Genomic DNA, 10144 nt, shown 5'->3' with positions numbered 1-10144 from the left:
CCGCCTCGCGATGACGAGGTGAGGCACGGGGCCCAGAGGGGATCAACTGAAATCTGTATGACCCCGCCCGGCCCCGTGCCGACGACCGCTCGCCGGCGAGTGACGTCGCGGGGAAAATTACTTGGCGAGATAGGCCGAGACGCTGGAGACGCGGGTCCCGACCATCCGGACCGCCTTGCGCAGGCGCTCGTCGGAGACCTGGAGCAGATCGGCCCAGTGCTTGCGGGTGGTGCTGTCGTGGATGTCGATATGGGTTGCGTTGCGGGCGCGCGTGTTCTGGTCCACGGAGGACATTTCAAGGCTCGCTGAGGTGAGGGGTCCGGCCGCCGACGGCCGTTTCCCTCACAACGCGGTTCGTCGATTTCGGCTCCGGGCGAGCGGGCGAGAATCGAACGGATTTTTTGGGGGCTCCGGCCGGCCGGCTGCTGCTGTCTCGGCCTCGTCCGGACACTTGGCTTTGCCCCCCGCCTTGCCGGGGTGCGGCACCCCCTGTTATTCGGCCCTCTCGCGGGCCGACGGGCCCGCTCCCTCGCAATGGGCCAGACGACGATGACGGGATCGCCCCCGGTCGCGATCATCATGGGAAGCCAGTCGGACTGGGCGACCATGCGCAATGCCGCCGAGACGCTGGACGCGCTCGGCGTCGCCTACGATGCCCGCATCGTCTCGGCCCACCGCACCCCGGACCGGCTCGTCGCCTTCGCCAAGGGCGCGCGGGACGCCGGATTCAAGGTGGTGATCGCGGGCGCGGGCGGCGCGGCGCACCTGCCCGGCATGGCGGCGGCGATGACGCCGCTGCCGGTCTTCGGCGTGCCGGTCGAGTCGAAGGCGCTCTCGGGGCAGGACAGCCTGCTCTCGATCGTGCAGATGCCCGCCGGCATCCCCGTCGGCACCCTGGCGATCGGCCGGGCCGGGGCGGTCAACGCCGCCCTGCTCGCCGCCGCCGTGCTGGCGCTCACCGATGCCGGCCTCGCCGGGCGGCTCGACGCGTGGCGCGCCCGCCAGACCGAGTCCGTCGCCGAGCGCCCGGACCCCTCTCAAGCCTGACAACGACACGAATCGCTATGGCCTCTTCCACGTCCACGCCGCCGGTCCGGCCCGGCGGCACCCTCGGCATCGTCGGCGGCGGCCAGCTCGGCCGCATGATCGCGCTCGCGGCGGCCAATTACGGCCTCAAGGTCCACATCTACGCCCCCGACGCCGACAGTCCCGCCTTCGACGTGGCCCATGCCCACACGCTCGCGCCCTACGACGACGCGGCGGCGCTCGCCGCCTTCGCCGACGCCTGCGATGTGGTCACCTACGAGTTCGAGAACATCCCCCACGCCACCGCCGCGGTGCTGGCCGAGCACGCGACCCTGCATCCGAGCGCCACGGCGCTGCTCACGACCCAGGACCGGCTCTCCGAGAAGGACTTCGTGACCGGGCTCGGCATCCCGACCGCGCCCTACCGGGCGGTCGATTCGGCCGAGGATCTCGCCCGCGCCCTGGAGGCGCTGGGCCGCCCCGCCGTGCTGAAGACGCGGCGCTTCGGCTACGACGGCAAGGGCCAGCGCATGATCCGCGAGGGCGACGACCCGGCCGCTCTGCTGGCCGAGTTCAAGGGCGTGCCCTGCATCCTCGAAGGGTTCGTGCCGTTCGAGCGCGAGATCTCGGTGGTCGCGGCGCGCGGCCCGGACGGCGCCTTCGCGGCCTACGACCCCTGCGCCAACGAGCACCGCGACCACATCCTCGCCTTCACCCGCGTGCCCGCCCCGGGTCTGACGCGCGCGACCGGCGACGCGGCGGTTGCCATCGCCCGCGCGATCGCCGAGGCTCTGGACTATGTCGGCGTGCTCGCGGTCGAGATGTTCGAGGTCGCCGGCCCCGAGGGCGCCGGCCGCCTCGTCGTCAACGAGATCGCGCCCCGCGTCCACAATTCCGGGCACTGGACGATCGAGGGCGCGCTGACCTCGCAATTCGCGCAAGGCGTGCGCGCCGTCTGCGGCTGGCCGCTGGGCGACACCGCCCGCACCGGCGACATGATGGTGGAGATGGAAAACCTCATCGGCGCCGAGGCCGATGCCTGGGCCGACCTCCTCGCGGAGCCGGGTGCCCACCTCCACCTCTACGGCAAGGCCGAGGCCCGGCCGGGCCGCAAGATGGGACACGTCACCCGGCTGAGAGCCAGGGCCTGACCCTTCGACCTGTCGCCTCTCCGCAACAGCGCACCGCCGTCGCGCACCGTTCGAGGCCCCCAGCGAAGGCGTGAGGAGAGGGGCCACACCTTCGCCACATCCCGAGGTTTCAGCGGAGGGGACGGGGCGTCCGTGGAAGCGCCGTGCGCGTTCTCCGGCCCGGAGCCGGATGAGCCCGCCCGCTCTTCCCGGAGACGTGTCCGAGGAATCTCCGCTTCGAGGCGCGGTCCGCGTCGGCGAGGCGGAAGTTTTGCGGGATCGTTTAAGCGCCCATTCACCGTGTTGCGGCAGCGTGCGCGACGGGATGATCCGGGCCCTTGAGGGGCCGCCGCGGAAGTCCGGGCAAGCGGGCGCGGGGGAGAACGTGAAGATGATCGGGATGACGCTGGACGGACGCAAGGCGAGGCTGGTCGGTGCCCTCGCGCTGACGGCCGCGGCGCTGGCCGGCTGCGAGACCTACGGCAGCGCGACCGCCCCGCGGCAGTTCGCGGTGCTCGAGACCGACACGACGGGCGCCACCAACGTCAACATCGCCTCGCTCAGCGACGTGATCTCGCGCAACCCGTCGGATGCCGGCGCCTACGTCACCCGCGGCGCGGCCTATGCCCGCTCCGGCCAGTTCGGCGACGCGATCGCCGACTTCTCGAAGGCGATCCAGCTCGATCCGAACTCGGCCTCGGCCTACAACAACCGCGCGCTGGCCTACCGCCAGACCGGCCGCAACGACGCGGCGATGCAGGACTTCTCGAAGGCCATCGCCACCGATCCGAATTTCTCCGCCGCCTATATCGGCCGGGCGAACCTGGAGCGCGCCCAGGGCGACCTCAACGGCGCGCTCAACGATCTCAACGTCGCGATCCGCCTCGCCCCCGAATCGGCCGAGGCCTATCACGCCCGCGGCCTCGTCCGGCAGAAACAGGGCCAGAACCCGGAGGCGATCGGCGACTTCGCGGCCGCCATCGACCGCAACCCCTTCGTCGCCGCCCCCTACGCCGCCCGGGGCCAGAGCCTGATCTCCCTCAACCAGTACGACAAGGCGATCGAGGACTTCAACGCGGCGCTCAACGTCAATTCGAAGGACGCCGGATCCTGGGCCTATCGCGGCCTCGCCTACGAGAAGACCAACCGCCGCAAGGAGGCGAGCGAGAGCTACCAGCAGGCAGCCCGCCTCGACCCCAACAACGCCGTGGCCAAGCAGGGCGTCGGCCGCATGCAGGGCGGTCTCTTCTAGGGCGCTTTCCGACGCCGCGGGGGCCGGTTCACCGGCAGCGAGGCTGCCGAGCCGGCGACCTGAGGTCGTCGAGCGGGCTCACCCGAACCTACCGCTTCCGATCGATTCCTTCGGTGCTGCCTCCCGTCATCCCGGGTTCGCTTGTCAGCGCCCCGGAATGACGGTGGTGGGGTCTGGACCGAACCAATCAGCCGTGAACCGAATCAATTCTCCTCATCCTGAGGTGGCGCTTCGCTGCGCACCTCAGGATGAGGGTGAGGGCTGGAACAATCGTCGCATCGACCCGGCTCGGTGTCGAAGGGAAAAATCAAACAGGCTCTGAGGTAGCGGAAAGAGGCCGCGAGGCTTTCTCTTCGATGGTCGGCGCTTGTCCTCGATTCCGGTGACAACAAGCGGATGCGGAACGCTCGAGCTCGGACCTGACGTCTGATTCCGGGCCGCGCGAAATCTGTGGGCGAGGCTCTGCGGACGGCAATTCCCGTTCTATACTCCTGTCACGACGCGATCCTCGGCGGATCGAGGGCGAGGGGAGGGTAGGCCGATGGCGGATGGATCCGAACTGCTCAACGGAAGACGTGTCCTCGTCGTCGAGGACGAATATTTCATCGCCGACGACCTGCGGCGCGTGTTCGAGGAGCGCGGGGCGCAGGTGATCGGGCCCGTCGGGAGCGTCGACGACGCCCTGGCGATGATCGAGGAATGCCCGCGCATCGACGGGGCGGTGCTCGACATCAACCTGCGCGAGGTCATGGTCTTTCCGGTCGCCGACGCGCTCAGGGCGCGCGGCGTGCCGTTCGTCTTCGCCACCGGCTACGAGGAAAGCGCCGTCCCGAAGCGCCTGCGGGACGCGATCCATTGCGAGAAGCCGATCGAGCCGGCGCGTCTGGCCGAGGCGTTGTTCGGCCAGCCCATCGCCCACTGAGCGGCGCGTGTCCGGGCGCGGTCAGCCCGGCGCGCTTTCCAGACGGCGGTGCTCGCAGGCGATGCGGCGGACCGTGCCGGTGTTCGAGCGGTAGACCACCGTCTCCGTCTCGATCAGGCCGGGGCTGAATTTCACGCCCGCGAGCAACGCCCCCGTGGTCACGCCGGTGGCCGCGACGATGACGTCGCCGCGGGCCATGTCGTGCATGTCGTATTTCCGGTTCGGGTCGGTGATGCCCATCTTGGCCGCCCGCGCCCGCTTGTCGGCCGAATCGAGGATCAGCCGCCCCTGCATCTGGCCGCCGATGCAGCGCAGCGCGCTCGCGGCGATCACGCCCTCCGGCGCGGCGCCCGTCCCCATGTAGATGTCGACGCCGGTCTCCTCGGGCTTGGTGCAGTGGATGATCGCGGCGATGTCGCCGTCCGAGATCAGGCGGATGCCGGCGCCGGTGCTGCGCACGGCGGCGATCAGGTCCATGTGGCGGGGCCGGTCGAGGATGATCGCGGTGATCCCCGCGGGCTCGACCCCCTTGGCGCGGGCGAGCGAGGCGATGTTCTGGGCCGGGCTCCAGTCGAGATCGACCGTGCCGGGCGGGTAGCCGGGGCCGATGGCGATCTTCTGCATGTAGACGTCGGGGGCGGCGAGCAGCGAGCCGCGCTCGGCCAGCGCCATCACCGCGATGGCGCCCGGCATGTCCTTGGCGCAGAGCGTCGTGCCCTCCAGCGGATCGACCGCGATGTCCACCGACGGCCCGTGGCCGGTGCCGACGGCCTCGCCGATGAACAGCATCGGCGCCTCGTCGCGCTCGCCCTCGCCGATCACCACGCGGCCCTCGATCGGCAGCACCATCAGTTCGGCGCGCATGGCGTCGACGGCGGCCTGGTCGGCCTCCTTCTCGCGGCCGTGCCCCCGCAGGCGGGCCGCGGCGATGGCGGCGGCCTCCGTCACCCGCACGAGTTCGAGGGTGAGGCCCCGCGCCGTGGGATCGCTGAAGATCCCGGTATTGGCCACCGACATCGCGCTCCGTTCCTTATCCCCGGGCCCGGCCTGTTCCGACCGGTGCCGATTGCCGTCCAGCGTTCCGGCCGATTCCGGGAACGCGCGGGACGAGACGCGAGACCTGATACCCTGGTGTCGGACAGGATGCGGTTTCCGGCAGGATCTTGCCGGAAATGCGGGTGGGCGTCTCGCCTATTCGCGCTCGATGCGGATCAGCTGCGGCGCCTCGGCGAGCAGGCCGTCGCGGTCGATGGCGGCCAGCGCCTCGCGGACGTTCCCCTCGGTGGCGGCGTAGGTGATCAGCACCAGCGGCACCGGCTGGCCGGACAGCCCCTGCGGATCGCTGGAGGCGGCCTTGGCGGAGCGGCGCTGGACGATGCTCTCGATCGAGATGTTGGCCTCCGCCATCCGGGTGGCGACGCCCGCCGCGACGCCGGTGCGGTCGTGCACGGTGAGGCGGATGTAGTAGCCGCCCTCGTGGCGCTGCATCTCGACCCGGCGCGGGCTCGCGAGGCGCGGGACCGGCTGGCCGAAGGTCGGGCGCGCGAGCCCCAGCGCGACGTCGGTGATGTCGGCCACCACCGCCGAGGCGGTGGCCGCCCCGCCGGCGCCGGGGCCGATCAGGGTCAGTTCGCCGACGGCGTCGGCATCGACGGTGACGGCGTTGGTGACGCCCATCACCTGGGCGATGGCCGAGGCTTTCGGCACCATGGTGGGGTGCACCCGCTGCTCGATGCCGGCCGCCGTCTGCTGGGCGACGCCGAGGAGCTTGATGCGGTAGCCGAGTTCGTCGGCCATGGTGAGGTCGAGGGGCTGGATCGCCGAGATGCCCTCCACCGAGACGCCCTCGGCGTCGATCTCCACGCCGAAGGCGAGGCTCGTGAGGATGGCGAGCTTGTGGGCGGTGTCGAAGCCCTCGACGTCGAAGGTCGGGTCGGCCTCGGCGTAGCCCAGCGCCTGCGCGTCCTTGAGGCAGGCCTCGAAGGTCAGCCCCTCCGCCTCCATCCGGCTGAGGATATAGTTGCAGGTGCCGTTGAGGATTCCGTAGACGCGGCTGATCGCGTTGCCGGAGAGCCCCTCGCGGATCGCCTTGATCACCGGGATGCCGCCGGCCACCGACGCCTCGTAGGCGAGCGCGACGCCGTGCTCCTCGGCCATGCGGGCGAGCGCCGCGCCGTGATGGGCGAGCAGCGCCTTGTTGGCGGTGACGACATGCTTGCCGGCCCCGAGCGCCGCCTCGACCGCCTGCTTGGCCGCGCCGTCCGAGCCGCCGACGAGCTCGACGAACACGTCGATCTCACCCGAGCGGGCCAGGTCCACCGGATCGTCGAACCAGTGCAGGCCCGACAGGTCCACGCCGCGGTCGCGGCCGCGGTCGCGGGCGGAGACGGCGGTGACGGCGATCGTGCGGCCGGTCGCGGCTTCGAGCGCCTCGGCGCGGCGGGCGACCATGCGCAGGACGGAGGCACCGACCGTGCCGAGCCCCGCGATGCCGAGGCGAAGGGTCTGCGTCATGGGAGTTCGCACCGTGATGGACGTTGGCACCGGACCTGTTCCGGATGACCGCCCGACGGCCGCCGCCGCTCGAAGACCGCCTGGGCAGCGGTGGGGCACGGGGACACATCCGGAACGGCGCGCACTTCTGCAACGATTTGGGGCCAGTGCGCAAGGAAACGGGGCGGGACGGGTGCGGCGGCGTCGGTGTCCGGTCGGTGTCCGGTCGGTGTCTCTGCGCACGCGCGAGGCGGCGCGGCGGAGACGGCCTGCCGAAGATTGGCCTCAAACCGGGCGCTCTTCTTCGACCACGGCACCGCCACGCTTGAGCCGCGGGCTCGGCGGGGGTGCCGGCGATGATGCCACGGCGCCGCTGGCGCGATTCTTCGGGAGTTTCGACGATGAGGGGCACCCTTCTCGGCGGCGTGATGGCCAGTGTGATGGCCGGCGCCCTGACGCTCGGCGCGGCGCCCGCCGCCCAGGCACGGGACGGCATCGGTCCGGGCGGCGCGGCGGCCCTCGGCCTGCTCGGCGGCCTCGCCGTCGGCGGCGCGATCGCCGCGGCCAACGACCCCTACTATCCGGGCAAGCCGGTCTACCGGGCGCCCCCGCCGCCGGTCTATGTCGAGGGTCCGATCTGCCACTTCGAGCGCCGCGAGACCATCGACCCCTACGGCGACATCTACGTCCGGCGCGTGCGCGTCTGCGAGTGAGACCGCGCCCGGCTGATTCCTTCGGTGTTGCTTCCCGTCACCACCCCTCTCCTCCCCCTCGGGGGAGGAGGGGATGTCAGCGCAGCTGCAGGCTGTCCACCACCTGGCGGAACAGGGGCAGCATCTGCTCGCGCTGGTCGGCGCGGGTGACGCCGACGGCGCGGATATAGCCGTCCGGATTGAAGCGGATCGTCTGCGAGACCACCACCGGCTGACCCGAGGGGATGTCGGTGGCGCGCGCCACGATCTCGTGCCAGTCGACGCCGTTCTGGCGGTAGCTCTGTGAGCGCTCGATGGCGAAGTCCTTCATCGTCTGGTTCGCGTAGAGCGAGGCGCGGGCGAAGCCGTCGCGCTGCTCCTGGGGCGTCGGCTGCTGCACCGCCTGGGCGATCACCAGGATCGGCTGCTCCAGGTTGGAGACCTGATCGCGCGGACCGAGGGTCAGCAGCACGGAATTGCCCGCCAGCGCCCGCACCGGACGGAAGCCGGCGAGGTCGCCGAGGCGGAAGGGCAGGGCGGCGACCTGGTCGTCGAGGCTCAGCGCCCCGCGGATGCGCACGCCGGTGAGCAGGCCGCGCATGGTCTCGTCGGTCTCGGCGCCGACGGCGGCCTGGGCGATGATGATGCCGGTCACCTCCTGGCCGCCGACGATCAGGAGCCACTTGCGCGCCGCGGGCGTGCCCTGGCCGTCGGGGGGCGTCTGCTCGCCGGTGAAGAGCACGCCCTCGGCCCCGCCGTCGAGGGTCACCGGCTCGCGGGTCTGGACGACGAGGCCCTGCGTCCGGAGGTTCTCGTCGGTGAAGCTCTGCTTGAGCTCCGGATAGGCGCCGGCCGGCAGTTCGACCACGGAGAGCATCGCGCCGCCGCCGATCCGCTCGAAGCCGGTGAAGCGCTTCGAGATCGTCATGTCCGAGGGGGGCTTGAAGCCGAAGCGGGAGCTCGGCGGGAAGACCGCGTCCTCGGCGCGCGCCGGCGATGACAGCGGAACGGACACGGCTCCCGCCAGCACGGCCGCCGCGAGGAGGGCGGCCGCGAGCCCGCGGGAGAACAGACGCAACGGCATCACAGGGTGTCTCCGAAGAGCCCGTCTCGGCTGAGGCTCCGCCGCGATGGGTCGTCCGCCGCGGATATCCTGTCAAGCGCGGCAGAACGCCGAGGCACGGGCGGGGATCACCGCGGGGATCACCGCGAGGATCGGCCGCGCCAGCGGTGCCATTGCCGCTCGATCCAGCGGGCCGATTTCTCCATCGGCACCTTGAGGCCGGGCACGTCCTGGGCCAGCAGCGCGAGGCCGAGCGGCAGCATCCACAGGCCGAGCACCGGCAGGATCGAGAAGATGCCGCCGAGAATCAGCAGGATCGAGGCGAGGAGCCGCACGGGGAAGCGCGCCGGCTCGCGCAGCCACGTCACCATGCGCTGCGCCCACTCGGGGAGCTTCTGACTGGCGCGGTCGACGCGCTCGTCCCAGTCGCGGGCCGTGACCTGTGTCGGGCCTTGCGTCGGACCTTGCGTGGCTCGGGCGTGTTCCATGGGGCGCGTGTTCTCCATCCCCTCAGAATGACGAAGCGAGCCGAAAGGTTCGCGGCCGGCGGTTCACCCGGCGATGAACAGGCCGGCGATGGCCGCGCTGGTGAGGTTCGAGAGCGTGCCCGCCAGGATCGCCCGCAGGCCGAACCGGGCGATCTCGGGCCGGCGCTCGGGGGCGAGGCTGGTGAAGCTCGCGAGTTGGATCGCCACCGAGGTGAGGTTGGCGAAGCCGCACAGGGCGAAGCACAGGATCGCGCCCGTGCGCGGGTCGAGGGTGCCGGCCTTCAGGGTCGGCGAGAGGCTGGCATAGGCGAGGAACTCGTTGAAGGCGATCTTCTGGCCGATGGCCCCGCCGACCAGGGTCGCCTGCTCCCACGGCACGCCGAGCAGCCAGGCGAGCGGCGCCAACGCGACGCCGAGGATGCCCTCGATCGAGAGGCCGGAAAACCCGAACAGGCCGCCGGCCCAGCCGATCGTCGCGTTCACCAGGGCGATCAGCCCGACGAAGGCGATCAGCATCGCGCCGACCGCGACCGCGACGCCGAGGCCCTTCTGCGTGCCGTCGGCGGCGGCCTCGATCAGGTTGGCCGCGCGCGCCTCGCCGAACTCGACCCGCGTCGTGACGATGCGCGTCGGCTCGGTCGACGGGACGAGGATCTTGGCGTAGAGCAGGCCGCCGGGGATCGCCATGAACGAGGCGGCGAGGAGATAGGGCATCGGCACGCCGAGGGCGGCGTAGCCGGCCAGGATCGAACCGGCGGTGGAGGCCGCCCCGCTCGTCATCACCGCGAACAGCTCGGCGCCGGTGAGCATCGCGAGGAAGGGGCGGAGCGCCACGGCGATCTCGCTCTGCCCGATGAAGATGGTGATGACCGCCGAGAACGACTCGATCGACGAGGTGCCGAGCAGCTTTCGCAGGCCGGCGCCGAGGAACCGCGCCAGCGCCTGCATCGCGCCGAGATGGTAGAGCACGCCGATCAGCGCCGAGACGTAGAGGATCTGCGGCAGGACCCGCAGGGCCAGGATGAAGCCCGAGCCGCCGAACAGCTCGAACATCCGCGGCTCGACGAGGCCGCCGAAC

General features: G+C 71.3%; 11 protein-coding genes. 5 read left to right on the top strand and 6 right to left on the bottom strand.

The window, feature by feature from the left end; genetic code table 11:
- Positions 1 to 117: 117 nt before the first annotated feature.
- Positions 118 to 294: a DUF3606 domain-containing protein gene (locus MFF42_RS24615; protein ID WP_238258561.1), complete on the bottom strand. Its 177-nt coding sequence runs from the start codon at positions 292 to 294 to the stop codon at positions 118 to 120.
- Between the two features lie 255 nt (positions 295 to 549).
- On the opposite strand from MFF42_RS24615, the gene purE reads away from it, so the two are divergent.
- From purE to MFF42_RS24595, 4 genes are all read left to right on the top strand, one after another.
- Complete coding sequence (purE, locus tag MFF42_RS24610) at positions 550 to 1047, top strand: 5-(carboxyamino)imidazole ribonucleotide mutase (RefSeq protein ID WP_238258558.1); 498 nt, start codon at positions 550 to 552, stop codon at positions 1045 to 1047.
- A gap of 17 nt (positions 1048 to 1064) precedes the next feature.
- Complete coding sequence (locus MFF42_RS24605; protein ID WP_238258557.1) at positions 1065 to 2177, top strand: 5-(carboxyamino)imidazole ribonucleotide synthase; 1113 nt, start codon at positions 1065 to 1067, stop codon at positions 2175 to 2177.
- Between the two features lie 370 nt (positions 2178 to 2547).
- On the top strand, positions 2548 to 3408 hold the full coding sequence (locus MFF42_RS24600) for a tetratricopeptide repeat protein (RefSeq protein WP_238258555.1): 861 nt from the start codon (positions 2548 to 2550) through the stop codon (positions 3406 to 3408).
- 541 nt (positions 3409 to 3949) lie between these two features.
- A complete protein-coding gene (locus MFF42_RS24595; protein WP_238258553.1) occupies positions 3950 to 4330 on the top strand; it encodes a response regulator in 381 nt (126 codons plus the stop codon).
- Positions 4331 to 4351: 21 nt separating this feature from the next.
- On the opposite strand, the gene glpX is transcribed toward MFF42_RS24595, so the two are convergent.
- Entirely contained in the window at positions 4352 to 5347 is a 996-nt protein-coding gene (gene glpX / locus MFF42_RS24590; RefSeq protein WP_238258551.1) for a class II fructose-bisphosphatase, read from the bottom strand.
- Between the two features lie 174 nt (positions 5348 to 5521).
- A complete protein-coding gene (locus tag MFF42_RS24585; RefSeq protein ID WP_238258549.1) occupies positions 5522 to 6844 on the bottom strand; it encodes a homoserine dehydrogenase in 1323 nt (440 codons plus the stop codon).
- Positions 6845 to 7224: 380 nt separating this feature from the next.
- Here MFF42_RS24585 and MFF42_RS24580 point away from each other — a divergent pair, with 380 nt between their 5' ends.
- Positions 7225 to 7536 carry a hypothetical protein gene (locus MFF42_RS24580; protein WP_238258547.1) on the top strand — a complete coding sequence of 104 codons (312 nt, stop codon included), beginning with the start codon at positions 7225 to 7227 and terminating at the stop codon, positions 7534 to 7536.
- Positions 7537 to 7612: 76 nt separating this feature from the next.
- Here MFF42_RS24580 and MFF42_RS24575 read toward each other — a convergent pair whose 3' ends face one another.
- The 3 genes from MFF42_RS24575 to MFF42_RS24565 form a co-directional block, all read right to left on the bottom strand.
- On the bottom strand, positions 7613 to 8599 hold the full coding sequence (locus tag MFF42_RS24575) for a hypothetical protein (RefSeq protein WP_238258546.1): 987 nt from the start codon (positions 8597 to 8599) through the stop codon (positions 7613 to 7615).
- A gap of 119 nt (positions 8600 to 8718) precedes the next feature.
- Positions 8719 to 9066, bottom strand: a complete 348-nt coding sequence (locus MFF42_RS24570) for a hypothetical protein (RefSeq protein ID WP_238258544.1) — start codon at positions 9064 to 9066, stop codon at positions 8719 to 8721.
- A gap of 63 nt (positions 9067 to 9129) precedes the next feature.
- Positions 9130 to 10144: NupC/NupG family nucleoside CNT transporter (locus tag MFF42_RS24565; protein WP_238258542.1), on the bottom strand; the 1015-nt coding region annotated here is incomplete at its 5' end.

The organism is Methylorubrum podarium (genome assembly GCF_022179745.1).
Lineage (GTDB): Bacteria > Pseudomonadota > Alphaproteobacteria > Rhizobiales > Beijerinckiaceae > Methylobacterium > Methylobacterium podarium.
This window is presented reverse-complemented; position numbering and strand designations above follow the sequence as displayed.

What these genes read in the sequence shown, in the direction of transcription:
- MFF42_RS24605 (WP_238258557.1), top strand. Translation starts at nt 1,065, where the DNA reads ATGGCCTCTTCCACGTCCACGCCGCCGGTCCGGCCCGGCGGCACCCTC.
- purE (WP_238258558.1), top strand. Translation starts at nt 550, where the DNA reads ATGACGGGATCGCCCCCGGTCGCGATCATCATGGGAAGCCAGTCGGAC.
- MFF42_RS24600 (WP_238258555.1), top strand. Translation starts at nt 2,548, where the DNA reads ATGATCGGGATGACGCTGGACGGACGCAAGGCGAGGCTGGTCGGTGCC.
- MFF42_RS24585 (WP_238258549.1), bottom strand. Translation starts at nt 6,844, where the DNA reads ATGACGCAGACCCTTCGCCTCGGCATCGCGGGGCTCGGCACGGTCGGT.
- MFF42_RS24575 (WP_238258546.1), bottom strand. Translation starts at nt 8,599, where the DNA reads ATGCCGTTGCGTCTGTTCTCCCGCGGGCTCGCGGCCGCCCTCCTCGCG.
- MFF42_RS24595 (WP_238258553.1), top strand. Translation starts at nt 3,950, where the DNA reads ATGGCGGATGGATCCGAACTGCTCAACGGAAGACGTGTCCTCGTCGTC.
- MFF42_RS24615 (WP_238258561.1), bottom strand. Translation starts at nt 294, where the DNA reads ATGTCCTCCGTGGACCAGAACACGCGCGCCCGCAACGCAACCCATATC.
- MFF42_RS24580 (WP_238258547.1), top strand. Translation starts at nt 7,225, where the DNA reads ATGAGGGGCACCCTTCTCGGCGGCGTGATGGCCAGTGTGATGGCCGGC.
- glpX (WP_238258551.1), bottom strand. Translation starts at nt 5,347, where the DNA reads ATGTCGGTGGCCAATACCGGGATCTTCAGCGATCCCACGGCGCGGGGC.
- MFF42_RS24570 (WP_238258544.1), bottom strand. Translation starts at nt 9,066, where the DNA reads ATGGAACACGCCCGAGCCACGCAAGGTCCGACGCAAGGCCCGACACAG.